The organism is Arthrobacter sp. KNU40 (assembly GCF_051515115.1).
Taxonomy (GTDB): Bacteria; Actinomycetota; Actinomycetes; order Actinomycetales; family Micrococcaceae; genus Arthrobacter.
This window is the reverse complement of sequence record NZ_CP195850.1, coordinates 4,636,022-4,662,231: the sequence shown is the minus strand read 5'-3', so window position 1 is coordinate 4,662,231 and position 26,210 is coordinate 4,636,022. Positions and strand designations below refer to the sequence as shown.

Here is a 26,210-nt window from a genome sequence, read left to right as displayed (position 1 = left end):
TCGCACTGTCCGACCAACGGAAGGGAGCTGCGCGCCTAGCTGATCTTGCGCCGGTAGGCTGCCGTGGCGAAGAAGTACGCGAGAACGAGGATGCCTAGGCACCATGCGAGTGCGACCCATATGTCGCTGGCGATCGGCCGTTGTTCAAACAGATCCTGGATCGTGTTGACGATCGAAGTGACCGGCTGGTTCTCTGCGAAAGCGCGCACAGGACCCGGCATGGTGGCCGTGGGCACGAAAGCCGAGCTGATGAACGGCAAGAAGATGAGCGGGTAGGAAAACCCGCCGGCACCGTCCACGGACTTCGCTGTCAGGCCCGCAATGATTGCCAGCCAGGTGAGTGCCAGGGTGAACAGCGCCAGAATCCCGATGACAGCGAGCCATGACAGCAGGCTTGCCGATGTGCGGAATCCCATGAGGAGGGCCACCAGCACGATGATCACGAGGGAAAGCCCGTTGGCAACCAGCGAAGTCAGCACATGCGCCCACAGCACGGACGATCGTGCGATCGGCATCGAGTGGAACCGCTCGAAAATGCCGCTCTTCATGTCGGTGAACAAACGAACGGCGGTGTACGCGATTCCCGATGCAATCGCGATCAGCATGATCCCCGGCAGCAGGTAGTTGACGTAGTTCCCGGAGCCTGTCTTGATGGCGCCGCCGAACACGTAGGCGAACAGCAGCATGAGGGCGATCGGCGTGATCGCGGTGGTGATGATGGTGTCCGCGCTGCGGAAGATGTGACGCATGGAGCGGCCCAGCAAGACGGCCGTGTCTCCGAAGAAGTGTGTGCTCATGACTGGTCCTTAATTGACGCGACCTTGCCCTCGTTCCCCACAAGTGCGAGGAAGATATCCTCCAGGGTGGGCTGCTTTTCGACGTATTCGACCTTCGCCGGCGGGAGGAGTTGCTTGAGCTCGGCGAGACTGCCGTTCGCGATGATGCGCCCTTGATGAAGGATGGCGATCCGGTCCGCGAGTTGTTCAGCCTCGTCGAGATACTGCGTGGTGAGCAGGACGGTGGTGCCCTGATTGGCGAGCTCCTGGACCACCTGCCACACTTCGATGCGCGCTTCGGGGTCGAGTCCGGTGGTCGGCTCATCGAGGAAGATCACCTCGGGCTGCCCGATGAGGCTCATGGCGATGTCGAGGCGACGACGCATGCCTCCGGAATACGCGGACACCTTCCGAGATGCGGCATCGGACAGGTTGAAGCGCGCGAGAAGGTCATCCGCCGCCTGGCCGGGGTCCTTCAGGTGGCGCAATTTGGCAACCAGAACCAGGTTTTCCCGGCCGGAGAGGATTTCATCGACTGCTGCGAATTGTCCGGTGAGGCTGATGGTTTCCCGGACCCGCAGTGCTTGGCTCACGACGTCGAATCCATTGACGGTGGCCGTGCCGGCGTCCGGACTCAGCAGTGTGGACAGGATTTTCACCATTGTGGTCTTTCCTGCTCCGTTGGAGCCGAGAAGGGCGAAGATGGTGCCCGGCGCCACATCGAAGTCCACGCCACGCAGTACGTGCAATTCCTTGTAGGACTTTTCCATGCCATGCACGCGGATCGCGGGTTCGCGGGTGGTGGATGCACTGGTCATGGTCACCTCTCCTTCCCATCGTCCCCGGCAGCGGCGTCGATTGCCTGGACCAGGCGTTCGCGCTCCTTGTTGATCCACTGACCGACCGTGTAGTTGCGCATGAACGTTTCGGCGAATTCCACCGGGTCGTCACCGACGATGTCGCGGATCGGCGTTCCGTCCGCGGCGCTCTGTTCGAAGAGATCGGTGAGATCGCCGAGCATCCGCATCAGGATCTCTCCTTTGGTGATGGCCCCGAAGTACATCAGGTACCGTTCCAGCGCGGTCGCCGCCGCGCGATAGTCCGCGGGAAGCTGCTCCACGCGTGCCTTGTTTTGCCGGTATTGCTTCTTCTGTTCGAGCGATCCCGTGAGCTGCTCGATCCACCCTGTGGCCATGTTCACTTTCCTCCCTTTCGGAGCTGTTCCAGTCGCTCGGACAGGAAACTCCACGTATTCCAGAATTCGTCCAGTTCCTTCTCGCCCTGCTCGTTGAGCGAATAGACCTTGCGCGGCGGGCCCTTCTCGGACGGCCGCTTCTCGACGTCGACAAGGCCCTTTTGCTCGATCCTGACGAGCAGCGCATACACGGTGCCCTCGGCGATCTCGGTGAAGCCCTGCCCCCGGAGCAGCGTGGTGATTTCGTACCCGTACGCGGGATTCCCCGTCAGGAGGGCGAGAACGATGCCCTCCAGGGTCCCTTTGAGCATCTCCGTCATCTGCTTGCCCATTGGACACCTCCTTTCACTACTCAGTGTTACTAGCTACTAGTACATAGTAGCGCTAAGTAGTGGAAGCGCAAGCCCCTCATGGAACTGCGCCGAAGCGGACTCAAGGACGCTGGAACGCGCCGTCCCTCAACAGGGCCACAGTGGTCCCGGCGTCGAGTTCTGCGGCGATCTCGACGTCGTCCGGGTACCCTGCGCCGATCAACTCACGGCCACTGGAGCAGCCTCGTAGGGCGTCATGGAGCCGGGGTTCGGCAGCGTTGTAGACCGCCATCGCGGCGTCGGCCTCCGGAGCGAAGCCTTGCTTGCCGTCTTCCGGTGTGAATCCGCCTCGCCCGGCGGCAACGAGCCCGGCAATGAAGGCGCCGGCCCCGATCTGATCCTCCACGGCGGGCCGGAGCGAACCGCCGGGCCAGAGCTCGCCGGCCGCGATCACAGCCACCACCGCATCCGGGGGGAGTTCGGATGCCACCCAATCCGCGGTGGCCGCTGCGTTTCGCAGTGACACGGCTGCTATAAGGGGGATTTCCCGGGCGAGCTCGTACGCGATCGACGAGCCGTTGGGTGAAGGCAGCACGACGCGGCTCAACGTCCGGGCGTCCCGCAGGCTCGACGGCGAGAGGCTCAGGCCGCCCCCACCTCGCGGACCCGCCAGTTGGGCATCGTGGCGGGCGGCGAAATCCTCGGCCCCGGCGTCCTTCCACGGATAGGGGAACACCATGGCGCCCCGATCGACGGCGACACTGACGCATGTGGTGAAGGAGAGGACGTCAACCACGACGGCGAGGTCCGCTCCGGACGCGACCGCATGGGCGCCGTCGAGCCCCCATTCAAACCTCACCGTGAACGGAAGCTGACGGTGCACCGTCCCCGCCATGGTCATGACAGTTCGGCCTCCAGGTTGCGGCGCGCGGCATCGAGCCACAGGCTTTTCGCGCGTTCGCTGTGGAAAAGCGGATCCAAGGCGAGTAGTTGGCGGACGACGGCGGCGCGGCCCGCCGCGAAGTCTGCATCGCCGACGTGCGCGTAGTCCTCGCGGACAGCAGCCAGATAGCGGGCGTAAGCCTTCGGTTCTGCGCCGAGGACGGACAGATCGGCGTCGCATAAGAGGGCGCCGAGATGGTCTCCCGGTTCGGGGCTGTGGGTGGAGGTCAGCCTGACAAGCCGGGCAACGTCGTCGATCACTGGCCCGGGAAGTCCCGCAATGGCCAGTCGGTCCTCGGCCAGCCTGGCCGACTGCTCTTCGTCCTGCCCGGCGATTCCCTCGTAGACGGCATCGTGGAACCAAGCCGCCAGCGTAACTGAGCGCGCCGGCGGCCCGGGTTCGGTGAGGAGATCCAAGGCTTCCAGGACCGCCAGCAAATGCGTGCGGCTGTGGTACTTCCGATGGTCCTCGCCCCAGCGTTCGAGCAGTTCGAAACCCAGCTCCTCGTGTCCCGGAAGTGTCGAATTCCAGCGCTCCAGCAAGGGCACGGTGAGGGCCTTGCTCCGTTGGCGGGCGGGGATCCGCAAGCCGCTTGCGATCAGTTTGCGCACCAAAATCCGGGCCTCCACGGGGATGGCACCTGCGGAAAGGAGGTCCTGGTAGCGGCGTTCAGGGACGTCGTAGTGGTCGCCGTCGAAGGCACGCTCGGGAATCCCCGCAGCCTCGGCGAAGGCATGCAGCTCCTCGAGCGATGTGTCCGAGACGAGGTGGGAAAACACGGTCCCGTGCGCGGGCCACAGCGGCGGATCAAGGTAGACGGCCATGGCCTGCGCCGAGAAACTACGGGTTTTTCCGGGTGGCTACCGCTGAGAGTGCCGTCAGGCCTTTCTCGAAGTCGCCGCCCACCATCTTCTCCATGTTCATGAACAAAGCGAAGATTTTGCCGAGGCCCTTGTTCTCGCCGGTCATTGTCCAGGTGACGCGGGTGCCCTCCCCTTCGGGCGCGAACGTGAACCCCGTGGGGTTGACGGCCTTCATCGGCTTGGTGAATTCGAGGCGGATGTCGATCTTGCCAGGCTCTTCCGAGCCGACGATTTCCATGGTTCCGGTGCCGGCCTTGTTGTTGCCGCTCCAGGCATACTTGGCTCCGACGCCGGATTCGTTGCCCGAGTAGCTGCGGCTCAGCTTGGGGTCAACGGCTTCCCACGGAGACCATTTGGTCCACTCGTGGAAGTTGTTGACGAAGGGGAAGATGTCGGCGGGCGCGGCGGGGATCAGCGCATTGCGAGTGACTGTGAAGGGTGCCATGTGCATATCGTACGGCGCTTTACCGGGATCGTGGGTGCGGGCCGCGCCGCCTTCCGGCACGCAGCGCGCGGCCCACACCCACGAATTCGACGGCGGGGTGCCGCGGCGGTTGCTGTGTTACATGCCCGGGATGTCGAGCGCTTCGTAGACGGTGATCGAGGCTTCGGGTGCCATGAGGAAATGCGGGTGGCCTTCGAGGAGCTTCAGGGCCCCGTCCATGTCCTCGGCCTGCAGGACGCTGTAACCGCCTACTCCCGTCTCCGCATCGGATACTCCAGAGTTCCCGACCACCTTGCCGCCACCGAGGGGCGTGCCGAGATCGGCAATGCCGTCGCCAGCCTTCGCGGCCCAGTCCATCCACAGCTTCATGCCTTCGGCTGCTGCCTCAGGGGTACTGTCAGCCATGGCCGATTCCGCCGATTGCGGCGCATTGTAGAGAACTACGAACTTCTTCATTGCGTGTCCTTTTTCTCATGCTCGCCAAGGGGTGTTCCCCCGGTCACACCTGATCCTAGGGCTACGGCTCGCAAACGGCGAGGGGCTTTTCAAGGTAAGCGGAGAAGGCTATAGACAGCAGTTTCGCCGTCGGCAAACATGGAGCAGGAGGGATGATCTGGCAAAGTTGAGCATAGTAGACTCAACTTTGAGAAACAGTCTACTCCCGAAAGGAGCTCTTCCATGGACGTCAAATTCACCACCAAGAGCCAGGAGGCTCTTTCCGCAGCGGCCATGAACGCCTCCACCGCCGGAAATCCGCAGCTGGAGCCGGCCCACCTGCTCAAAGCGCTCATGGACCAGCGCGAGGGCGTCGCCGTAGCCCTTTTGCGCGCCACTGGAGCGGACCCGGATGCCGTGAGCGTGCAGGCGAGCTCGGCTATCAAGGCCCTGCCGTCGTCGTCGGGCAGTTCCGTGCAGCAAGCGCAGCTTTCCCGTCCTTCGATGCAGGCCATCCAGGCCGCCCAGAACGAGGCTGAGAAACTCGGCGACTCCTTCGTGTCCACTGAGCACCTCCTCTTGGGGCTCTCGGCCGGAAGCGACGCCGTGGGGAAGCTACTGCGCGACGCCGGCGCCTCCCACGAAGCGCTCCTCGCCGCCCTGCCGGGTGTCCGTGGCGACCGGAAAGTCACCTCGCAAGACCCCGAAAACACCTTCCAGGCCCTCGAGAAGTACGGCATGGACCTCACCGCCGTCGCGCGCTCGGGCAAGCTGGATCCCGTGATCGGTCGGGACAGCGAAATCCGGAGGGTCGTCCAGGTCCTGAGCCGGCGCACCAAGAACAATCCGGTGCTGATCGGTGAACCCGGCGTCGGCAAGACCGCCGTCGTCGAAGGGCTCGCCCAGCGCATGGTGGCCGGGGACGTCCCGGAAAGCCTGCGGGGCAAGACCCTGATCGCCCTGGACCTTGCGTCCATGGTGGCCGGTGCCAAGTACCGCGGCGAATTCGAGGAACGGCTCAAGGCCGTACTGGAGGAGATCAAGAACTCCAACGGGCAGATTGTCACGTTCATCGATGAAATCCACACGGTGGTGGGCGCCGGTGCCACCGGTGAAAGCGCCATGGACGCGGGCAACATGCTCAAGCCGATGCTGGCCCGCGGCGAGCTGCGCCTCATCGGTGCCACCACCCTGGACGAGTACCGCGAGAATGTGGAGAAGGACCCTGCCCTGGAACGCCGCTTCCAGCAGGTCTACGTGGGCGAGCCAAGCGTGGAGGACACCATCGGGATTCTCCGCGGCCTCAAGGAACGCTACGAGGCCCACCACAAGGTAGCGATCGCGGACTCCGCCCTCGTGGCCGCCGCCACGCTCTCCAACCGCTACATCTCGGGCCGTCAGTTGCCGGACAAGGCGATCGACCTTGTGGACGAGGCCGCGTCCCGGCTGCGCATGGAAATCGACTCGGCTCCTGAGGAAATCGACCAGCTTCGCCGTGCCGTGGACCGTCTGACCATGGAGGAATTGGCCCTCGCCCGCGAGACCGACGCGGCCTCCATCGAACGCCTCGCTGCGCTACGCGCGGACAAGGCCGACAAGAAGGAAGCCCTCGCGGCATTGAACGCCCGTTGGGAATCCGAGAAGGCCGGGCTCAACCGCGTTGGCGACCTCAAAGCGAAGATCGACGAATTGCGTTCGGCCGCCGAAAAGTACCAACGCGAAGGCGACCTTGAAGCTGCCTCGCGCATTCTCTACGGCGAACTGCCCGCTCTGGAGCGCGAGCTCAGCGCAGCAGCCGAGGAAGAGTCCGCCCGGGAAGCACGCGGTGAAGCGAAGCCCGCCCTGATGGTCGCGGACGAAGTCACGGCGGACGATATCGCCGAGGTCATTTCGGCCTGGACCGGGATCCCCGCTGGCCGCATGCTGCAGGGAGAATCCCAGAAGCTGCTGCACATGGAGGAGGAGATCGGAAAGCGGCTGATCGGCCAGTCCAAGGCCGTGGCCGCCGTTTCCGATGCCGTCCGCCGCGCCCGTGCGGGCATCAGCGACCCCAACCGCCCCACGGGCTCATTCCTGTTCCTGGGCCCCACCGGCGTCGGCAAAACTGAGCTCGCCAAGGCACTCGCTGACTTCCTGTTCGACGACGAACGCGCCATGGTGCGGATCGACATGTCTGAATACGGGGAAAAGCACTCCGTGGCCCGGCTGGTCGGCGCCCCTCCCGGATATGTGGGCTACGAGGAAGGCGGTCAGCTGACTGAAGCGGTCCGTCGCCGCCCGTACTCCGTGATCCTGCTCGACGAGGTGGAGAAGGCCCACCCGGAGGTGTTCGACATCCTCCTGCAAGTGCTCGACGACGGTCGCCTCACCGACGGGCAGGGCCGCACCGTGGACTTCCGGAATACCATCCTGGTGTTGACCTCCAACTCGGGCAGCCAGTTCCTTGTGGATCCAACGCTGGACGCCACGGCGAAGCGAAATGCGGTCATCGCCGTGGTCAACGCCTCCTTCAAGCCGGAGTTCCTCAACCGGCTCGACGAGATTGTCCTGTTCGATCCGCTCAGCGTGGACGAGCTCGCCAGGATCGTCGAGCTGCACGTGGACGAGCTGACCAAGCGCCTGCACGACCGCAGGCTCACCCTGGAGGTCAGTGACGGCGCCCGTGCCTGGCTCGCGATGTCCGGTTACGATCCCGCGTACGGCGCCCGTCCGTTGCGACGGCTGGTCCAACGCGAGATCGGCGACCGCTTGGCCAAGGAGATCCTCGCCGGAGAGATCGCGGACGGCGACACGGTACTGGTGGACACCGCGGCCGACGTCGACGAACTCACCATCGAGGGGCTCGAAGCTTTGACGGGTCCCGACGGCGGGGCTCCGGCGGGTAGCGGCCTGACGGTGAGGCGGAAGGAGTAGCTACTTCTGCAGCACGGATTCCTTGAGCGTGTTTCCCGAGTTCACCACGATGAAGCAGTCCACGCGGCGGTCGCCGTTGTCCCAGCTGGTGGCACTCGGGTACACGTTCTGCTGCAGGAGCGCGTACTTCGTAGAGGCCTCGTTGAGCATCAGATCACGGCAGATTTCGCGGCCTTTGTCACGCAAGGCAGTGGCACCGGGGAAGGTGTCGTCAGCCTTGTACCGGAAGATGGCGCCCAACTGGGCAGAATGGTCGGTGGTGCAGTCCACCACTTTGGACTTGGTGGCGTTGGAGTCGAAATCGGCGAAGCAATCGCCCAGCTGGTAGTCCTTTGCCTCGACATCGGCCGGGAGGGGGCCGCGGCTGGTGGACGTGGCCGGTGCGGGGGTGGAAGCGGCCACTGGACGGTTGGCCAAGGCCCCAACGAGGATCCAGATCACTACTCCGATGAGGATCAATACAGCCAGCACAATGCCGCCAATGATAAGCCGATACCGCGTTATGGCGTCCAGGGCAGTCCGCAGGGACGACCCTTTTTCGGAGGGAAAGCCGTCCTCGGGCTCGGTTTCGGCAGGCATGCCAGCATCCGGGTAGATGCCCGAAGTCCCCGGATACCCGGTCCCTGAACCAGGGTCTACCGGCGACTCGTTGTCGCCTGTACCGTTGTTTCCCGGGATCGTGTTGTCCTGGCCCATGTCTGAGTTAGCGCCTTTCATGCGTGCGGCCCGATATTAGGGCGACTCTACCCAAGTTTTTCATGCCGACGAACGGTGATACTGCCGTGTGGAACTGTGACGTCGCTTTCGCGAGGTCGTGGCAAGCAGTTGCTCCAGAAAGCATGTAATCTAGACATACGACAAATTGACCAAACATTCCGGGGCCTCACCGATCGCCAAGGTGACCACCTCCGGTCCAAGTACAAAAGGGGGTCACGCCATGGGGCGCGGCCGTCAAAAGGCAAAAGCTACCAAGCAGGCTCGGGACATCAAGTACTACTCCCCGAACACTGACTATTCGGCCCTTCAGCGCGAGCTGACTGGGCCATCAAGTCGTGCGACGAGCCGATTCGCGGACGATCCGCCGGAGCCGGATTACTCGGCTTACGAGGACAAGTACGCACAGGACTTGGAAGACGATGACGACGAGGTAGACACCCGCCGTATCGGATAGCTGTAGCAACAATCAGGTGCCTTTCGGCATCGAGTTGCGTACCGCCGTCGTACACGAAGTGATTTGGCATCCCCAGATGCCTCCTAAAACGATCGAGCCCGTAGGGCGCGCCATGATTGGCGTGCGCTACGGGCTTTTTTCGTTCTTTTCCGGTCAGTCCTTCTCGTGGCACAGATCCAGCAGGGGGATCAGTGTTTCGAGGTCATTGGCGCGGGCTGCAGCAAGGATCTTCCGGTGGGCGTCCGCCACGCGCTCAAGCTTGGCGTCGTCCAAAGGATACGAGCGGCTGATGAGCCGTTGAACCGGGTTGTCCCAGACGGATTCGAGGGTTTTCAGCAAGAATCCGTTGGGCGCAGGCGCCGCCAAGCCCAAATGGAACGCCCGCGTGGCGGTGAACAATTCCTCCGGGTCGGCGCTTGCGGCACCCTCGGCGATGAGCAGCTCGAGCCGGGCAAGCTGAAGGTTTGTGTACTTGGCCCCGCACTGTCTGATGGCCATGATCTCGAGGGCCTTGCGTACCTCATAGACTTCCTCGACGGCTGATCGGGTCAGCGTCGTCGCAAAATACCCGGACCCCGGGACCAAAGTGGCGAGTCCTTCGTGCACCAAGCGGTTAAGTGCGTCGCGGACCGGCGTCCGTGAAACGCCGTATTCTTCGGCCAGTTGTTCCTGGACCAGGGGAGCGCCAGGCCCGACCACTCCGTTGACGATCTCATTGCTGATCCTGTCGTAGACGTGCTCGCTCAGCGGCCTCATCCCCTTGGCAGCTTGCGTAGCCATTCGCCTCATCCCCTTTTTGGTATCAAAACTCGTTCAATCCTACGTGCTTTACATCACAGGATTCACTGTATACAGTGAATCCAATTCTACCAACCCTGAGGAAAGATGCCCCATGAGCCTGCACATTCCGCGCATTCCCGGGATCGATTTCGCCGCCGTCGGCAAGCAGCTGGGTTACCTGGAGATCGAACATTCGGACAACGAAAATGACGCCGCTGTCATCCCCTCGCCGATCGCGGTCCTGAGTGGTGGAGACGGTCCCACGGTTCTTTTGATCGCCGGCACGCACGGTGACGAATATGAAGGCCAGATCCTGCTCCAGGAACTCATCCGCACTTTGAACCCTGCTGAGGTGACCGGGAGATTGATCATCCTGCCTGCCCTCAACATCGCTGCCGTCCGTGAAGGAAGGCGCGTTTCGAACGTTGACCGGGTCAATCTGAACCGGGCCCTCCCGGGCCGCGCCGACGGCGGGCCAGCCCTGCAGATCGCCTCGATTGTGGCCGGAGAACTCATCCCCATGGCTGACTTTGTGATTGACATCCACTCCGGGGGAATCGCCTCGGAGTATGTTCCGTCCGCGTTCGTCTACCAAGGACCGACGCCGGAGCTGTGGGCTGAGAAGATGGCGGCGGTGGCCGCGTTCAATGCCCCGTACTCCGTGGTGGTTAAGCCGATGTTGAAGACGGGTTCCATCAGCGGCGCTGCCGATCGGGCGGGCGTGCCGATGATCTCGACCGAACTTGGTGGCAGGGGAGCCGTATCCCTGCCGATCCTCAACAGGGCGAGGACCGGACTTCGTTCGCTGCTTGGCCACTGGGGCGTGCTCAAGGACGCCGGGCGGTCCATCGCGGAAGCCCCGATCCAGTGGATGGAACTCACTGCCCAGTCCCCGGTCCATTCCACGATGGCGGGCATCCTCGAGCCGGTGGTTGAACTTGGCCAGAAGGTCACGGCCGGCGACCTCGTGGCCCGGGTCCACTCCGTGGAAGAACTCGAGCGGCCTCCAAAAGACTTCTTTGCGCCTATGGACGGGGTGGTCGCAATCGTTCGACATCCCGCCCTCGTCAATGTCGGTACCACCGTGGTCAACATCGCTGTTGACCACGGAACAAGCTATCTGAAAGGCAATCATGAACCGTCCTAGATACATCTCCACAGGCGCCCTGCTGCTGGCAGCCGCCGTCGGGCTCAGCGGCTGCACCACTGCATCACTCGACTCCGGCAAGGAAGCCGCGGCCAGCTCCATTCCCGGCAAAGACGCCGCGATTCCGGCGGCGCCTTTCAACCAGTCCGCCGCGAATCTCCTGCCCCCGGACGTCAAGGCCAAAGGGATCCTGATGGTTGGCACCGACCCCACCTTCGCGCCGTATGAGTTCTACGCTGCTGACAGCAAGACGGTTGTCGGCTGGGACGCAGACTTTGCGAAAGCCGTCGGCGAGACGCTGGGGCTCGAAGTCAAGATGGTCCCCGCGACGTTCGACACCATCCTCCCGGGCGTGAGCTCGAACAAGTACGACGTCGGCATTTCGGGCTTCAACGTCACGGCCGAGCGCAAGATGAATGCCGATTTCGCCTCCTACCAAAGCAGCGGCTCAGGCCTTGCCGTCAAGGCGGGAAATCCCAAGAAGCTCGCCCTCGACGCGATGAAGCTGTGCGGCACCAAGGTGGGTGGCGAGAAGGGAACCACGCAGGGGATCGAGACCCTTCCGGCGTTTTCAAAGCAGTGCGTCGACGCCGGCAAGGCACCGATTGACATCCAGCTGTTTCCCTCCCAGGACGAAGCCAACCTGGCCCTTATCTCCGGTCGCGTGGACAGCGTCCTCTCGGGACTTGTCGGCATGGGCTATGCGAGCAAGCTTTCCGGCGGTGCTTTCGAGCTCGCCGGCAACCAGGACTTTGAACCGACGCCGGTGGGTATCGCCATGCCCAAGGGTTCGCCACTGACGAAGGCGATCGTCGCGGCCGTCAAGGCGTTGGTTGCGGGCGACACGTACAAGGCGATCAATGCGAAGTACGGAATCCCGGACTCGGTGACCATCAGCGCGGATGCAGTGGACGCGAGTGGTGCGAAATGAGCGGCGTGATCACCGTCCCCAAGATGGGAACAAGGGACAGCGGACAGTTCACCGTGGTCCCAGGCAGGCACCCTTGGCGATGGGTGGCTGGTACTGCGGTAGCCGCCGTCGTGATCCTGTTGCTTTTTTCCGCGGTGAGCAATCCCCGTTTCGGCTGGGACAAGGTGGCCCTGTATTTCCGCGACGTCGCCATCGTCAACGGGATCGGCATCACCCTGTTCCTGACGGTTGTCTGCATGGCTGCCGGGGTGGGGCTTGGCGTGGTGCTTGCGGTCATGCAGCTTTCGGCAAACCCCGTGGTCAAGGCCTCGGCAAGTGCCTACGTGACGATCTTCCGTGGCACCCCGGTCCTGGTCCAGCTGTTGTTCTGGTTCAACTTGTCGGCGCTGTATCCGGAGATCACCTTTGGCATCCCGGGCGTCAGCCTGGACGCCAACCAGATCATCACACCCCTCGCCGCGGCGATCCTTGGCCTGGGCCTCAACGAGGCTGCCTACATGTCGGAGATTGTCCGGGCAGGCATCCAGTCCATCGACCAAGGCCAAGGCGAGGCTGCGGGTGCCCTCGGCATGTCCCGCATCCAGACCCTCACCAGGGTGATCCTGCCGCAAGCCATGCGCGTCATCATTCCGCCCACGGGCAACGAGTTCATCGGCATGCTCAAGATGACCTCGTTGGTCAGCGTCCTGGCTGTCCCTGAGCTCCTGTACTCCGCCCAGATCATCTACTCGAAGAACCTGCAGGTTGTCCCTCTGCTCTTGGTGGCCAGCATCTGGTACATCGTTGTCACCACGGTGTTCACGGTAGGCCAAGGCTACGTGGAACGGCACTTCGCGCGGGGAACGTCCCGTTCGGTCCCGCCGACCGCCGCCGAGCGGTTGCGGAAATTCTTCAGGGTTCACTCCACGCAAGGCACAGGAAAGGGCGGCAAGTCATGACCATCGACACAACGGAAAGCGGGAAGGCGCCGGAGGCGCTTCCGCTGGTGCGCGCGGAAGGCGTGCGCAAGAGTTTCGGCGACAACGAGGTCCTCAAGGGAATCGATCTCCACGTCCAAAGCGGCGAAGTGGTCTGCTTGATCGGTGCCTCCGGCTCAGGGAAGAGTACCTTCCTGCGGTGCGTGAACCACCTCGAGAAGATCGACGGCGGCCTGCTGTGGGTTGGAGACAGGGCCGTGGGCTACCGGATCAAGGGGGACAAGCTCCACGAGCAGTCCCACAACGAAATCTGCGCCGACCGCACCGATATCGGGATGGTCTTCCAGCACTTCAACCTTTTCCCGCACATGACTGTGCTGGAGAACCTGATGGAAGCCCCGCTCAGGGTGCTCAAGCAGCGCAAGGCGGATGTCCGCCGTCGGGCATTGGATTTGTTGGAGAAGGTAGGCCTTTCGGAGAAGGCGGATGCGTATCCGCGGCACCTGTCGGGCGGGCAGCAACAGCGGGTGGCGATCGCCCGGGCGCTGTGCATGCAGCCGAAGCTGATGCTGTTTGACGAGCCGACGTCGGCGCTGGACCCGGAACTGGTGGGCGAAGTCCTCAGGGTGATGAAGGACCTGGCCCGGACGGGAATGACCATGATTGTCGTGACGCATGAAATGGGCTTCGCCCGCGACGTGGCGGATCGAGTGGTGTTCATGCACGGTGGCCGGATCATTGAGGAAGGTCCCGCCGAAGAGGTCATTGGCAACCCCCGGCATGAACGGACCCGGGCGTTTTTGTCCGCGGTTCTGTAGTCGTTGATAGTGCGCTCTCGGAAGTGATTGACAGAATGCGTTAGTGGCGACTAACGTATTAAACATGCTCGACCCACTGGAAGTTGCCGCGGAGCCGAACAGGCGGCGCCTGTTGCACCTGCTTGCGGCGGGCGAGCGCACCGTGACGGAGCTGGCTGGCGAATTCACGGTGAGCAGATCCGCCGTCTCGCAGCATTTGTTGCTGCTGGAGCAGGTAGGCCTCGTTGCGGCCCGCAAAGAGGGACGCAACCGCTACTACCGCTTGGATAACGATGGCATGAGAGAACTCCGGATGCTTTTTGAGCAGTTCTGGACCGCGGAGCTGGACATGCTCCTCGCTGACGCACAAAACTTCACCACCGACCGCCTTCAAACAACAGAGGAATCACCATGATTTACGACAAGACCGTTCTTCTTCCCCTCAACGTCGACCAGGCGTTCGAACTCATTACGCAGCCCGCACGCCTCCGCCGCTGGCAGACCGTTGCCGCCCGCGTCGACCTGAAGGTGGGCGGCGAATACCGCTGGACCATCACCCCGGGTCACCACGCTGCCGGAACCTTCACCGAAATCGAGCCCGGCAAGCGCGTCGTCTTCACCTGGGCCTGGGAGCAGCCCGAGGCCCCGGCGGACAACGTCTCCACCGTAGCCATCACCCTTGAGCCGGCCGACGGCGGGACCACAGTACGTCTGGTGCACGAGGGACTGCCGACGGCCGAAGCCCTTGCAGGCCACTCCGAGGGCTGGAACCACTACCTCGACCGTCTCCTCGCCGAGGCCTCCACGGGCGACGCAGGTGCCGACGAATGGGCAGCTGCACCTGCCGACCTCAACGAGCTCACCTCCGCGGACGCCACGCTCGCCATCGTGCAGCGCGTACTGGCGCACGTGACCGAGGCCGACGCGCAGACCCAGACTCCGTGCGCCGATTTCAACGTGTCCCAGTTGCTTGACCACCTTGCCGGCTCAATTGCCAACATCGCCAAGGCCCTGGGCGCCGAAGTAGCCGACGACGCCGGAAAGTCGCCTGAGGTGCGCATCGCCGACCTCGCCCAGCCCACTCTGGAGGCTCTCTACCGCCGCGGCCTCGAAGGCACCATCGACATGGGCTTCGCCGAATTGCCGGCGACGATGGTCGCCTCGATCCTCAATCTCGAGTTCCTCGTCCACGCTTGGGACTTCTCCAAGGCCCTGGGCCTCGAAGTGTCGGTTGCGGATGAGCTCACCGACTACGTCGAGGTCCTCGCGCAGAACACCATCAGCGAGCAGGTCCGCGCGAGCGGCAGCTTCGCTCCGGCCCAGCAAGTCGCAGAGACGGCATCCAGCCTGGAGCGCCTAGTCGCTTTCACGGGCCGGACTGTTCACGCATAAGGGTTCCGACGCCGCTCTTCCGGGGTCCGTCCGCGCTGGCTGTTGTCAGTGTCGGACCCCCGTACTACTTTGAACGTGGTATCCGCTGGCGTAAGCCGGCTAATCAACGAAGGGATAGCAATGCCGCAGGTTGATAGCTACAAGCAGGGAACTCCGTGTTGGGTGGACCTGTCGTCGTCGGACATCGAGGCTTCCAGGGCCTTCTACGGTGATCTGTTCGGCTGGGAACTGGACGCGATGGATGCCGGTAACGGCATGACGTACTATATGGCCAAGCTGCAGGACCGCTACGTTGCGGGCATGATGCAGCAGATGCCGGACATGGCTGCGGCCGGTGCACCCTCCTACTGGGCCAACTACCTTGCCGTCGATTCGGTCGACGAGGCTGCTGGGCGCGCGACGGCGGCCGGCGGTAACATCCTCTTCCCGCCGGACAGCGTCCCCAACGGAAGCGGCCGGATGTTCTTCGCCGCCGATCCAACGGGTGCGCAGATTGGTTTCTGGGAAGCCGGAAGCCACCACGGGGCCGGGTTGGTCAACGAGCCGGGCACGGTGGTCTGGAGCGAGCTGCAGACAAACGATGTTCCCAAGGCCGTGGCCTTCTACGAATCCGTAACGGGATGCTCCAGCGAGACGGCCGCGGCCGGCGACCTGCAGGAATACACCCAGTTCGTGGTGGACGGGAAGTCCGTGGCCGGCGCCATGAAGCAGCCCATGGAGGGTATGCCGCCCTTCTGGATGACCTACTTCAATGTTGCCGACGTGAACGAATCCGTGGCGAAGGCCGTGGAACTCGGGGCCCAGGTCTTCGCGCCTGCCTTCGACGTCCCTGGTGTCGGACGCATGGCAGTCCTTGGCGATCCCGCCGGAGCGGCCTTCAGCGTGATGGCCGGCGAAAGCTCTTAGGCCTTAACCAAGAGTGCCCACCCAGCTTGCCGGATCGGCAAGCTGGGTGGGCACTCTTTTGCGTTAAGAACGCTTAGGCGTAGGCGTTCACGAGGCGCACGGCGCCGCCGTCGACACCCTTGGCGCCCTGGACGTAGTCCGGGCCGCTCTTGATGATCGAGTCCGAGTCCGCAGCCACGGTACCCATGACCCACGACGGCAGGCCGCGTTCGTTGAGGCGGGCCACGGCGGCGTCGGCGATTTCGGGGGACACGATGGCCACCATGCCGACGCCGAGGTTGAGCGTGCGCTCGAGGTCGGCCAGCGGAACATTGCCGAGCTCGGAGACCAGCTTGAAGATGGCCGGCAGTTCCCACGTGGCGCGGTCAACCGTGGCCACGAGGCCCTGCGGCAGGACGCGGGCCAGGTTGGCTGCGAGGCCGCCGCCGGTGACGTGGCTGAAGCCGTGCACGGCGCCGGGCGCAGTACCCAGGCCGCTGACCGGGAACGCGCGGGCGAGGTCCAGGCAGTCGGCGGCGTAGACGCGGGTGGGTTCCAGCAGTTCTTCGCCCAGGGTGCGGCCGAGTTCTGAGACCTGGCGGTCCAGGGCCCAGCCGGCGTGGTTGATCACGCGGCGAACCAAGGAATAGCCGTTGGAGTGGAGGCCCGAGGAGGCCATGCCGATTACGACGTCGCCGGCGCGGACGCGGTCCGGGCCAAGCAGGGCGTCGGCTTCGACAACACCGGTAGCTGCACCGGCGACGTCGTACTCGTGCTCACCCAGCAGGCCCGGGTGCTCAGCGGTTTCGCCACCCACCAGGGCAGTGCCCGCCACCGAACAAGCGGCCGCGATGCCGCGGACGATGTCGGCGATGCGCTCGGGGACAACCTTGCCGCACGCGATGTAGTCCGTCATGAAGAGGGGCTCTGCACCGACCACCACGATGTCGTCCACCACCATGCCGACCAAGTCGAAGCCGATGGTGTCGTGGATGTCCATGGCCTGGGCGATGGCTACCTTGGTGCCGACGCCGTCAGTGGACGTGGCCAGGAGCGGCCTCTTGTACGTGAGCAGCTTCGAGACGTCGTACAGGCCGGCGAAACCGCCGACGCCGCCGAGCACGGAGCTGTTATGGGTCGCCTTGACGGCGTCCTTCATCAGTTCGACGGCGCGGTCGCCCGCTTCGACGTCGACGCCGGCGGACGCGTAGGTGATGCCGGTTGTGTTCTCAGCGGCGGAGGATGCGGAGGTCATACAGACTCTTTCTTATCGGCGTCGGTCAGCAGGTTCTCAAACTCGGCGTCGGGTCCGGGATCGCAGCCGGTGGCGCCGGGCTTGTTGGCCGGGTCGTCCGAGTCCGCGGTTACGGCTTCGGCGGAGATGCCCGACGTCGGCAGCCCGCCGAGGTCCGTGCGTTCCAGGAGGTTCTTGCCCAGTTTGTCCGAACCCGGAAGTGCGATGGGGTACTGGCCGGTGAAGCAGGCCGTGCAGAGGCGTTCGCGCGGCTGCTGGGTGGCGCCGATCATGCCGTCTTCGGAAATGTAGGCCAGCGAATCCGCACCGATGGCCTGGGAGATTTCCTCGATGGTGGCGCCATTGGCGATCAGCTCAGCGCGGGACGCGAAGTCGATTCCGTAGAAGCAGGGCCACTGGACGGGCGGGGAGGAGATCTTGATGTGGACGGCTGCGGCGCCGGCCTCGCGGAGCATCCGGACGATGGCGCGCTGGGTGTTGCCACGCACGATCGAGTCGTCGACCACCACCACGCGCTTGCCGCGGATCACGGATTCGAGGGCGTTGAGCTTGAGCCGGATTCCGAGCTGGCGCAGGGTCTGCGAGGGCTGGATGAACGTGCGTCCCACGTAGGAGTTCTTGACGAAGCCGTGCGCGAACGGGATGCCGGATTCCTCGGCGTAGCCGACCGCGGCCGGAGTTCCGGATTCGGGGACCGGAATGACGATGTCCGCTACCTGGGTGTTTTCGCGGGCCAACTGGCGGCCCATTTCCACGCGGGACTCGTACACGGAGCGTCCGGCAATCGAAGCGTCGGGGCGCGCGAGGTAAACGTATTCGAAAACGCAACCGGCCGGCGTCGCTTCCGCGAAACGCTGGGAACGGACGCCGTTCTCGTCAATGGCGATGAATTCGCCGGGCTCGATCTCGCGGATGAAGCTCGCACCGACGGTTGCCAGGGCGGACTGCTCCGAGGCGACAACCCAGCCGCGCTCGAGGCGGCCCAGGCACAAGGGGCGGATGCCGAAGGTATCGCGGGCGGCGTAGAGCGTGCCTTCGTCCATGAACACGAAGCAGAAGCCGCCCCGGATCTTGGGAAGCAGCTCAAGTGCGGTCTGTTCGAGGGTCTTGCCCTCTTCGCCTTCGAGGAGGGCGGTGACCAGGGCAGTGTCCGAGGTGTTGCCCTGCTTCATTTCTCCGGTCAACTGGCCGCCGTTGAGCTCGAGGATCATTTCCCGGAGCTCAGCAGTGTTGGTCAGGTTGCCGTTGTGCGCGAGGGCAACGGTGCCGGTGGCGGTTGCGCCCAGGGTGGGCTGTGCGTTGGCCCAGTGGCTTGCTCCGGTGGTGGAGTAGCGGCAGTGGCCGACGGCAAGGTGCCCGGTGAGGGTGTTCAGGGTTGTCTCGTCGAAGACCTGGGACACGAGGCCCATGTCCTTGTAGACATTGATGCGCTTGCCGTCACTGGTAGCAATACCAGCCGATTCTTGTCCGCGGTGCTGCAACGCATACAGCCCGTAATAGGTGAGTTTTGCTACTTCTTCGCCCGGCGCCCAGACCCCGAAGACGCCACAAGCGTCCTGAGGTCCTTTTTCGTCGGGGAGAAGATCATGAGAAAGTTTTCCGTCGCCACGTGCCACTGGTCAATTGTCGCATGATGTTGGCGTGGTACTTTCCCTCACGCGACTTTGTGACCGGGATCCTATGCCTCGGCGTCGTCCTGTGTGGGGCCGTGTACGGATTCGACGACGGCACGCCGGGAGCGCCGCACGCTGACCTGGTCGAGGACGAGGGCCGCGATGGCACCCAGAAGCACGCCGCCAGCGGCAAAGGACACAAGGAAGAACCCGAAGACCGCCCCGGTGTCGAAACTCTCGTCGCCGGGGATCCCGTAGGCAACGAACGCGGCAACGACGATGCCGAGCACCGCGCCCAGTCCCATGAAGGGAACGAACTTCGGCGCACGGCGGACCGTGATCCCCCGGCGTTCCGGGGTGCCGTTGGGGGCCGCGGCGTTGTGTGCCGTGCTGTTGTGTGACGTGCCGCTTTGCGACGTGCCGCTTTGCGACGTGCCGCTTTGCGACGTGCCGCTTTGCGACGTGCCGCTTTGCGACGTGCCGTCGACGTTCGAGTCCTCAGAAACCATGCCTTCCAGCCTACCGTTTCGAGGAGGTTGGTTTGTGGTCTGAAGTCAGACCATTGACAGATTGATGTGAAGTGGGTCACTATCGATGCGAGCGGTGTCGGCCCGTTCCCCCCTTCCGTTTAGAAAGAGAATAATCATGAGTGATCGTTCTACGGCAGCGAAGGTGCAGGCTGTGCAAGACGCAGATGCTGCGGCCCTCGCCGAGCTTGGCTACAAGCAAGAGCTACATCGCGGCATGTCCGGCTTCTCCAACTTCGCAGTCTCGTTTTCCATCATTTCGATCTTGGCTGGCTGCATCACCTCCTTCAGCATTGCGCTCAAGTCCGGCGGTCCGGCAGCCATCAACGTTGGTTGGCCCATCGTTGGCCTCCTGGTCCTGTGCGTGGCTCTTTCCATGGCCGAGGTTTGTTCGCGATACCCGACGGCCGGTGGCCTCTATTTCTGGGCCGGCAGGCTCGCCAAACGCAATAAGCGGGCCTGGGCGTGGTATGTCGGCTGGTTCAACTTCCTTGGTGAGGTGGCTGTCACCGCGGCAATCGACTTTGGCTGCGCCACAACAATGATGGCTTTCGCGGCGCTGACTTTCGGCGTCGAGCCCACCGCAGGCGCTACGTTCGCGCTGTTCGTCGTCTTGATGATCATCCACGCCCTACTCAACAGTTTCGGCGTCAAGATTGTGAGCTTCCTGTCCAATGTCTCCGCCTGGTGGCACATTGTGGGCGTCGCGATTATCGTGGCGGCGCTGTGGATCATGCCCACGAGCCACCAGTCCTTCGACTGGACAATGACGGCGTGGCACAACGAAACCGGCTTCACTTTCGGGCCGTATGTCTTCCTCATGGGCCTGCTCATGTCGCAGTACACCTACACCGGCTACGATGCTTCGGCCCACGTTGCCGAAGAGACCAAGAACGCAGCCATCGCGGCCCCGAAGGGGATTGTCATGAGCGTGGTCATCTCCATCATTGGTGGCTGGATTCTGCTCTACTCGCTCGTCGCGGCGATCCCGGACGGCTCAGAGGACGGCCTGACCACCCTTGGTGCCACGCCAACCGGTTTGCCTCCGGCACAAATTTTCCTGGATGCACTCGGCAATCCTGGCGTAGCGAAATTCCTGCTCGCCATCGTGGTGGGCGCACAGTTCTTCTGCGGTATGGCGTCAGTGACCGCCAACTCACGCATGACTTACGCTTTCTCCCGCGACAATGCACTTCCGGGCTCCCGCATCTGGGCAAGAGTCAACGCCCGGAGCGGCACCCCCACAAATTCCATCTGGCTCTGCGTTGGCTGCGCGATTGTGCTCGCCTCACCCGCCCTGTTCAACACAACCGCGTATTTTGCCGTGACGAGCGTCGCCGTCATTGGTCTCTACATCGCGTATATCACCCCGGTGTTGCTCCGCAGGCTCAACAAGAACTTCGTACCGGGCCCGTGGCACCTCGGGAAATGGAGTCCCATCATCAACTGGATAGCGATTGTGTGGGTCGCCGTCATTGTGATCCTCTTCGTCCTTCCGCCCGTCGCAGACATCACCATCGACACCTTCAACTACGCGCCTATCGCCGTCGTGGTCGTCTTCCTTCTCGCCACCGTGCTTTGGTACACCACGGGGCGGCGGACGTTCATGACGAGTGCCGAACAGGAGCATCTGACGATCGACGCGGATAAGCTGCTCAACTAGCACAACCATGGGCCGCCGGCGGTTCTTCGCCGGCGGCCTCCCAGCCAGGAAGGTCGCCATGTTCCTCGTTGAACCGATTGAATCCCCCCTACTGGAGACGGTCTTGCTCCCCGCGCGTGGACATATGGCCTTCGAGTCGTGTGTCGAGCACTTGGGATCGGCAATTCAGTTGGGGATCTTCAAGACCGGTGAGCGACTCCCGCCCGAGCGCGACTTGGCCGAGCGTATGCAGGTCTCCCGGGCGACGTTGCGGGAAGCGATCAGCGCGCTGCGCGCAGCCGGTTTCGTCACGACCGTCCGGGGGAGGGGCGGCGGAACCATCGTGGAACCGGTCGGCAACGCGCGGCCGCCTGAGCGTCTCGGCAACAAGGATCGGCAGGAGGAAATCAGCGACATCCTCATCTTCCGTTCGGTGATTGAACCAGGGGCCTGCCAGCGGGCGGCCTCGATGCGGCTCAGCGAGGATCAGCGCCGGCTTCTGACTGATTCGTTGGCCGAGGTCGAAAACGCGGGTTCACCGGTGGAATACAGGCAAGCGGACGCCCGCCTTCACCTGGCGTTCTCCGCTGTCGCGGGATCGTCCGAACTCAACAAAGCCAGTACCACCATCCAGACAAAGATCCACGAATTCCTGGCGGAAATCCCCTTTCTGCAGCGGAATATCGAACATTCAAACCAGGAACATCGATTGATAGTGCAGGCCATCCTCGACGGCGAGCCTGCAGCGGCCCGAAGCGTCATGGAATTGCACTGCGAGTCCACTGCCGCACTACTCAAGGGACTACTGAAATGAGCAGCATCATGAACGACATTTCGAACACCGTGGATACCACCGTTCACCCTCGCAATGACCGTATGCTCACCGTTGAGCAACTCAAGGCACGGATTGGTGAGGGCGCCATAGACACGGTGATTCTCGGCTTCACCGACATGCAGGGCAGGCTTCAGGGCAAGCTCCTTCACGCGCAATTCTTCCTTGATTCCGTCCTGGAGCACGGCACGGAAGGCTGCAACTACCTCCTCGCCGTGGACACCGAAATGAATACTGTGGACGGCTATGACATTTCCTCGTGGGAAAAGGGCTATGGAGACATGCTCTTCGACATGGATTTGGACACCATCCGTGTCCTTCCCTACCGCGAGGGAAGTGCGCTGATCCAGTGCGATCTGTCCATGACCGACGGCACTCCGGTCTCTGTTTCACCCCGGGCCATGCTCAAGCGCCAGACGGCCAAGGCGGCCGAGCGCGGCTGGAAGGCACTTGCGGGCACCGAGCTTGAGTTTGTCGTCTACAACGACTCCTACGAGCAGGCCTGGGACCTGGACTACAAGCACCTCACTCCTGCCAACCAATACAACGTGGACTACTCGCTCCTGGGATCCGGTCGCGTGGAACCCCTGCTTCGCCGGATCCGGAACGAGATGTACGCAGCCGGCATGACGGTGGAATCCGCGAAAGGTGAATGCAACTTCGGCCAACACGAGATCGCCTTCAAGTACGACGAAGTGGTTACCACGGCGGACAACCACTCCGTCTACAAGACCGCGGCCAAGGACATCGCCCATGACATGGGCCAATCCATTACCTTCATGGCCAAGCCCAACGAGCGCGAGGGCAACTCCTGCCACATCCACCTGTCCCTTCGCGGACTCGACGATGAGCTGGTTTTCTGGGATAAGGCCACCGGCGCCCGCACCAAAACCTACGATCACTTCATCGCCGGAGTGCTTGCCACGATGCGTGAATTCACGCTCTTCTACGCTCCCAACATCAACTCCTACAAGCGGTTCGTCAAAGGCTCGTTCGCCCCGACGGCGGTGGCCTGGGGCCTCGACAACCGCACCTGCTCGGTGCGCCTTGTGGGCCATGGCCAGAGTGCGCGGCTCGAAAACCGGCTGCCCGGTGGCGACGTCAACCCGTACTTGGCGCTGTCGGCCATGCTTGCCGGCGGGCTTTACGGAATCGAAAATGAGCTCGAACTCGAACCGGCAACCCTTGGCAACGCCTACACCTCGGGCGCTCCCACCGTGCCGACGACGATGCGGGAAGCGCGGGATCTGTTCGCCAGCTCCGTGATCGCCAAGGAAGTCTTCGGTGAGGAAGTGGTGCGGCACTACGTCAACTACGCCGACGTCGAACTGGCAGCTTTTGAGTCCGCCATCACGGACTGGGAGCTCCGCCGCGGGTTTGAAAGGCTGTAGGGGCGATGACTCGGAATCAGACGCCGGCACCAGATCCAGTCCGACGGCCCCGGATCGCCCTGACCACCTACCTGCAAGACGCGAAATGGGGGGATTGGGACGCGCGGGCAGCCGTGCTGCCGGCAACATATTTGGAGGCCGTGGTGGCAGCGGGCGGCACACCCCTGCTCCTGCCGCCCATCGGCACGGATACCTCCGTACTTGACCTCGTCGACGGCCTGATTGTGGTGGGAGGCAGCGACGTCGACCCCGGAAATTACGACGCCGAGCCTCACCCGAGCACCCGCAGCCAGCCCGCGCGGGACGAGCACGATATCGCTTTGACGCTGGCCGCGTTGGAGAAAGGGGTTCCGCTCTTCGCAATCTGCCGCGGCGCGCAAATCCTGAACGTTGCCTTGGGCGGAAACCTCATCCAGCATGTGCCGGACGTGCTTCCCGAGGCCAACTACCAACCCGCTTCGGGGGTTTTCGGCGAGGTCAAGTTCGGTACCCGGCCAGGGAGCATCATCGCGGAACAACTAGGCGAGCGGGCCTCGGCACCGGTCTATCACCACCAGATTCTGGACCGGGTTGCCGGGGGGCTTTGCGTTACGGCGTACGCGGCGGACGGTACGGTCGAGGCCGTCGAGTCGACCCAAGGAAGTTGGGTGTTGGGCGTTCAGTTTCATCCTGAACAAAATCGTTCCGACTTGCGCCTCTTTGAAGGATTCGTTGAGGCCGCCAGAAAGTACCGGGACGGCGAACTTTACGCTGAGCGCTTCGACCCATCGACGGAATTCAAACCGACAGAAAAGAGCTGGGCGTGAGTGCCACAACTTTTGACATCATCAATCCGGCCACCGAGGAATTCCTTCAAACTGTAGAACTGGCATCCCTCGCCGAGACCGACGCGCTGATTGCCCGCGCGGCTGGCGCCTTTGAGGCCTGGCGGAACGTGTCGCCGTCGGACCGTGCACTGCTCTTGCGCCGGTTCGCGGCCGCCGTCGACGCCGATCTGGAGAACCTCGCACAACTGGAAGTCCGCAATGCGGGACACACGGTCGGCAACGCCCGCTGGGAAGCGGGCAATGCGCGCGACGTCATTAGTTACTACTCGGCGGCACCGGAGCGGCATTTCGGGAAGCAGATACCCGTTGCGGGAGGCCTCGATGTGACGTTCCACGAGCCATTGGGCGTTGTCGGCATTATTGTGCCGTGGAACTTTCCCATGCCGATCGCGGCGTGGGGCTTCGCTCCGGCGCTCGCGGCCGGCAACACGGTGGTACTCAAGCCTGCGGAACTCACGCCCCTGACGGCCATGAGGCTCGGTGAGCTGGCGCGCGAGGCCGGCCTGCCCGACGGCGTGCTGACCATCATCCCGGGGAAGGGCTCGGTGGTGGGGGCGCGCTTCGTGACCCACCCCGCAGTGCGGAAGGTCGTCTTTACCGGGTCTACCGGGGTTGGCAAGCAGATCATGGCCGGTTGTGCTGATCAAGTGAAGCGGGTGACGCTCGAGCTGGGTGGCAAGAGCGCGAACATCGTGTTCGCCGACGCCGACCTTCAGGCCGCTGCCGCCGCAGCTCCCGGTGGTGCGTTCGACAATGCCGGCCAGGACTGCTGTGCCAGATCCCGGATCCTGGTGGAAAAATCGGCCTACGACGCCTTCCTTGAACTCTTGGAACCCGCCGTTCGGGCTGTCAAAGTCGGCGACCCGGCGGACGAAAGTACCGTCATGGGGCCCTTGATTTCCGCCCGGCAAAGGGAAACCGTCGCGGGCTTTGTGCCCTCGGGCGCGCCCATCGCTTTCCAAGGGGAGGTGCCGGAAGGGCCCGGTTTCTGGTTCCCGCCCACAGTCCTGGCCCCCGACTCCTTTGACGACCCGGCGGTGCGCGAGGAGATCTTCGGACCCGTCGTCGTCGTCGTTCCCTTCAACGACGAGGCGGACGCCGTACGGATCGCCAATGACACCCAATACGGCCTCTCCGGATCCATCTGGACCCAAGACATCGGCCGGGCCTTGCGCGTGGCCCGCGGAGTGGATGCCGGAAACCTCTCGGTGAACTCGCACTCTTCAGTCCGGTATTCGACGCCGTTCGGCGGCTTCAAGCAATCGGGCCTGGGCCGCGAACTTGGTCCTGACGCGCTCGATTCCTTCAGCGAAGTAAAGAACGTTTTCATCGCGCACTGAACCCACCAACTTTGGAAGCCCCATCATTCAAGGAGAGATCACCATGACCGAATTCATTTCAAACCGCCTCAAGGACCGTACGGCCGTCATCACCGGCGGCGGCAGCGGGATCGGCCTGGCAACGGCAAAGCGTTTCGCCTCGGAAGGTGCCAACGTGGTCATCGCCGATATAGATCCGGCAGCCGGAGAAGCAGCCGCGGCTGCCGTCGATGGCATCTTCGTGAAGGTCAATGTCACTGACGAGCAGGAAGTCATCGACCTCTTCGCCGCAGCAAAGAGCCACTACGGCAGCGTGGATATCGCCTTCAACAATGCCGGTATTTCGCCGCCGGACGACGCTTCGATCTTGGACACCGGAATTGAAGCCTGGCGCCGGGTCCAGGAGGTCAACCTGACGAGCGTCTATTACTGCTGCAAGTATGCGCTGCCGTACATGTTGGAACAGGGCAAGGGCTCGATCATCAACACCGCGTCCTTCGTGGCCGTGATGGGCGCGGCAACCTCGCAGATCTCCTACAGCGCTTCCAAGGGCGGCGTGCTGGCAATGACCCGCGAGCTGGGCGTCGAATTCGCCCGCAAGGGTGTGCGGATCAACGCACTGTGCCCAGGGCCCGTCAACACCCCGTTGCTGAAGGAACTCTTCGCCTCGGATCCGGAGCGGGCCGCGCGCCGCTTGGTCCACGTGCCCTTGGGGCGCTTCGCAGAGCCTGAGGAACTGGCCGCAGCGGTCGCCTTCCTGGCGAGCGACGACGCCTCGTTCATTACCGCTTCGACCTTCATGGTTGACGGCGGAATCTCGGGAGCCTACGTCACCCCGATCGACTAGGGGGAGCTCATCGATTGCTCCGTAACTGCCTTTATGGGGGTTGAAAACGGCAGTTA

28 protein-coding genes are annotated in these 26,210 nt (G+C 63.3%); 15 read left to right on the top strand and 13 right to left on the bottom strand.

The features are described 5' to 3' along the window. Positions 1–35: 35 nt before the first annotated feature. The 8 genes from ACSKT0_RS21670 to ACSKT0_RS21635 all read right to left on the bottom strand — a co-directional run bounded on the left by ACSKT0_RS21670 (position 36) and on the right by ACSKT0_RS21635 (position 4,989). On the bottom strand, positions 36–797 hold the full coding sequence (locus tag ACSKT0_RS21670; protein WP_437771564.1) for an ABC transporter permease: 762 nt from the start codon (positions 795–797) through the stop codon (positions 36–38). Further along, positions 794–1,594, bottom strand: a complete 801-nt coding sequence (locus tag ACSKT0_RS21665) for an ABC transporter ATP-binding protein (RefSeq protein ID WP_437771563.1) — start codon at positions 1,592–1,594, stop codon at positions 794–796. The genes ACSKT0_RS21670 and ACSKT0_RS21665 overlap by 4 nt, the downstream gene beginning before the upstream one ends. 2 nt (positions 1,595–1,596) lie before the next feature. Continuing rightward, on the bottom strand, positions 1,597–1,971 hold the full coding sequence (locus ACSKT0_RS21660) for a DUF1048 domain-containing protein (RefSeq protein ID WP_437771562.1): 375 nt from the start codon (positions 1,969–1,971) through the stop codon (positions 1,597–1,599). A 2-nt stretch (positions 1,972–1,973) separates the two neighbouring features. Continuing rightward, positions 1,974–2,303 carry a PadR family transcriptional regulator gene (locus ACSKT0_RS21655; RefSeq protein ID WP_345448401.1) on the bottom strand — a complete coding sequence of 110 codons (330 nt, stop codon included), beginning with the start codon at positions 2,301–2,303 and terminating at the stop codon, positions 1,974–1,976. Positions 2,304–2,403: 100 nt separating this feature from the next. Then, entirely contained in the window at positions 2,404–3,183 is a 780-nt protein-coding gene (locus ACSKT0_RS21650) for a 2-phosphosulfolactate phosphatase (RefSeq protein WP_437771561.1), read from the bottom strand. Next, positions 3,180–4,049, bottom strand: a complete 870-nt coding sequence (locus ACSKT0_RS21645; protein ID WP_437771560.1) for a DUF4031 domain-containing protein — start codon at positions 4,047–4,049, stop codon at positions 3,180–3,182. Before ACSKT0_RS21645 ends, ACSKT0_RS21650 begins: the two co-directional genes overlap by 4 nt. A 16-nt stretch (positions 4,050–4,065) precedes the next feature. Then, positions 4,066–4,533 carry an SRPBCC family protein gene (locus ACSKT0_RS21640; RefSeq protein ID WP_437771559.1) on the bottom strand — a complete coding sequence of 156 codons (468 nt, stop codon included), beginning with the start codon at positions 4,531–4,533 and terminating at the stop codon, positions 4,066–4,068. 117 nt (positions 4,534–4,650) lie between these two features. Further along, complete coding sequence (locus ACSKT0_RS21635; protein ID WP_234754760.1) at positions 4,651–4,989, bottom strand: hypothetical protein; 339 nt, start codon at positions 4,987–4,989, stop codon at positions 4,651–4,653. A gap of 222 nt (positions 4,990–5,211) precedes the next feature. On the opposite strand from ACSKT0_RS21635, the gene clpB reads away from it, so the two are divergent. Beyond that, positions 5,212–7,881: an ATP-dependent chaperone ClpB gene (gene clpB, locus ACSKT0_RS21630; RefSeq protein ID WP_437771558.1), complete on the top strand. Its 2,670-nt coding sequence runs from the start codon at positions 5,212–5,214 to the stop codon at positions 7,879–7,881. Here clpB and ACSKT0_RS21625 read toward each other — a convergent pair whose 3' ends face one another. Beyond that, entirely contained in the window at positions 7,882–8,598 is a 717-nt protein-coding gene (locus tag ACSKT0_RS21625) for a septum formation family protein (protein WP_437771557.1), read from the bottom strand. A gap of 220 nt (positions 8,599–8,818) precedes the next feature. On the opposite strand from ACSKT0_RS21625, the gene ACSKT0_RS21620 reads away from it, so the two are divergent. Next, complete coding sequence (locus ACSKT0_RS21620) at positions 8,819–9,052, top strand: DUF3073 domain-containing protein (RefSeq protein ID WP_028265518.1); 234 nt, start codon at positions 8,819–8,821, stop codon at positions 9,050–9,052. A gap of 153 nt (positions 9,053–9,205) precedes the next feature. Here the strand turns inward: ACSKT0_RS21620 and ACSKT0_RS21615 are convergent, their stop codons facing one another. Further along, complete coding sequence (locus ACSKT0_RS21615; protein WP_437771556.1) at positions 9,206–9,832, bottom strand: GntR family transcriptional regulator; 627 nt, start codon at positions 9,830–9,832, stop codon at positions 9,206–9,208. A gap of 112 nt (positions 9,833–9,944) precedes the next feature. Between ACSKT0_RS21615 and ACSKT0_RS21610 the strand changes: the two genes are divergently transcribed. The 7 genes from ACSKT0_RS21610 to ACSKT0_RS21580 all read left to right on the top strand — a co-directional run bounded on the left by ACSKT0_RS21610 (position 9,945) and on the right by ACSKT0_RS21580 (position 15,922). Further along, a complete protein-coding gene (locus ACSKT0_RS21610; protein WP_437771555.1) occupies positions 9,945–10,979 on the top strand; it encodes a succinylglutamate desuccinylase in 1,035 nt (344 codons plus the stop codon). Beyond that, positions 10,966–11,910 carry an ABC transporter substrate-binding protein gene (locus tag ACSKT0_RS21605; protein WP_437771554.1) on the top strand — a complete coding sequence of 315 codons (945 nt, stop codon included), beginning with the start codon at positions 10,966–10,968 and terminating at the stop codon, positions 11,908–11,910. The genes ACSKT0_RS21610 and ACSKT0_RS21605 overlap by 14 nt, the downstream gene beginning before the upstream one ends. Next, the gene (locus ACSKT0_RS21600) at positions 11,907–12,848 is read left to right on the top strand and encodes an amino acid ABC transporter permease (RefSeq protein WP_437771553.1); all 942 of its coding nucleotides are present in this window, start codon (positions 11,907–11,909) and stop codon (positions 12,846–12,848) included. The genes ACSKT0_RS21605 and ACSKT0_RS21600 overlap by 4 nt, the downstream gene beginning before the upstream one ends. After that, positions 12,845–13,645: an amino acid ABC transporter ATP-binding protein gene (locus ACSKT0_RS21595; RefSeq protein ID WP_437771552.1), complete on the top strand. Its 801-nt coding sequence runs from the start codon at positions 12,845–12,847 to the stop codon at positions 13,643–13,645. Before ACSKT0_RS21600 ends, ACSKT0_RS21595 begins: the two co-directional genes overlap by 4 nt. Positions 13,646–13,688: 43 nt before the next feature. Beyond that, positions 13,689–14,039: an ArsR/SmtB family transcription factor gene (locus ACSKT0_RS21590; protein WP_437771551.1), complete on the top strand. Its 351-nt coding sequence runs from the start codon at positions 13,689–13,691 to the stop codon at positions 14,037–14,039. Then, positions 14,036–15,016, top strand: a complete 981-nt coding sequence (locus ACSKT0_RS21585; RefSeq protein WP_437771550.1) for a TIGR03086 family metal-binding protein — start codon at positions 14,036–14,038, stop codon at positions 15,014–15,016. Before ACSKT0_RS21590 ends, ACSKT0_RS21585 begins: the two co-directional genes overlap by 4 nt. 120 nt (positions 15,017–15,136) lie before the next feature. Then, a complete protein-coding gene (locus tag ACSKT0_RS21580; RefSeq protein ID WP_437771549.1) occupies positions 15,137–15,922 on the top strand; it encodes a VOC family protein in 786 nt (261 codons plus the stop codon). 73 nt (positions 15,923–15,995) lie between these two features. Here the strand turns inward: ACSKT0_RS21580 and purM are convergent, their stop codons facing one another. From purM to ACSKT0_RS21565, 3 genes are all read right to left on the bottom strand, one after another. After that, positions 15,996–17,156: a phosphoribosylformylglycinamidine cyclo-ligase gene (gene purM, locus ACSKT0_RS21575; protein WP_236813108.1), complete on the bottom strand. Its 1,161-nt coding sequence runs from the start codon at positions 17,154–17,156 to the stop codon at positions 15,996–15,998. Beyond that, entirely contained in the window at positions 17,153–18,772 is a 1,620-nt protein-coding gene (purF, locus tag ACSKT0_RS21570; RefSeq protein WP_241710136.1) for an amidophosphoribosyltransferase, read from the bottom strand. Before purF ends, purM begins: the two co-directional genes overlap by 4 nt. 62 nt (positions 18,773–18,834) lie before the next feature. Then, a complete protein-coding gene (locus tag ACSKT0_RS21565) occupies positions 18,835–19,110 on the bottom strand; it encodes a hypothetical protein (RefSeq protein WP_437774092.1) in 276 nt (91 codons plus the stop codon). A gap of 304 nt (positions 19,111–19,414) precedes the next feature. Between ACSKT0_RS21565 and ACSKT0_RS21560 the strand changes: the two genes are divergently transcribed. From ACSKT0_RS21560 to ACSKT0_RS21535, 6 genes are read left to right on the top strand one after another with little or no spacing between them, the layout of a single operon-like run. After that, positions 19,415–20,959 carry an amino acid permease gene (locus ACSKT0_RS21560; RefSeq protein ID WP_437771548.1) on the top strand — a complete coding sequence of 515 codons (1,545 nt, stop codon included), beginning with the start codon at positions 19,415–19,417 and terminating at the stop codon, positions 20,957–20,959. A 58-nt stretch (positions 20,960–21,017) separates the two neighbouring features. Further along, positions 21,018–21,752 carry a FadR/GntR family transcriptional regulator gene (locus ACSKT0_RS21555; RefSeq protein WP_236813102.1) on the top strand — a complete coding sequence of 245 codons (735 nt, stop codon included), beginning with the start codon at positions 21,018–21,020 and terminating at the stop codon, positions 21,750–21,752. Next, positions 21,749–23,161, top strand: a complete 1,413-nt coding sequence (locus ACSKT0_RS21550; protein ID WP_437771547.1) for a glutamine synthetase family protein — start codon at positions 21,749–21,751, stop codon at positions 23,159–23,161. Before ACSKT0_RS21555 ends, ACSKT0_RS21550 begins: the two co-directional genes overlap by 4 nt. Before the next feature lie 5 nt (positions 23,162–23,166). Beyond that, the gene (locus ACSKT0_RS21545; protein WP_437771546.1) at positions 23,167–23,967 is read left to right on the top strand and encodes a gamma-glutamyl-gamma-aminobutyrate hydrolase family protein; all 801 of its coding nucleotides are present in this window, start codon (positions 23,167–23,169) and stop codon (positions 23,965–23,967) included. Then, positions 23,964–25,328 (top strand): aldehyde dehydrogenase family protein, encoded by a 1,365-nt coding sequence (locus ACSKT0_RS21540; protein ID WP_437771545.1) that lies wholly within the window; start codon positions 23,964–23,966, stop codon positions 25,326–25,328. Before ACSKT0_RS21545 ends, ACSKT0_RS21540 begins: the two co-directional genes overlap by 4 nt. A gap of 43 nt (positions 25,329–25,371) precedes the next feature. Continuing rightward, a complete protein-coding gene (locus ACSKT0_RS21535) occupies positions 25,372–26,154 on the top strand; it encodes a 3-oxoacyl-ACP reductase (RefSeq protein ID WP_234754369.1) in 783 nt (260 codons plus the stop codon). The last annotated feature ends 56 nt before the right edge of the window (positions 26,155–26,210 follow it).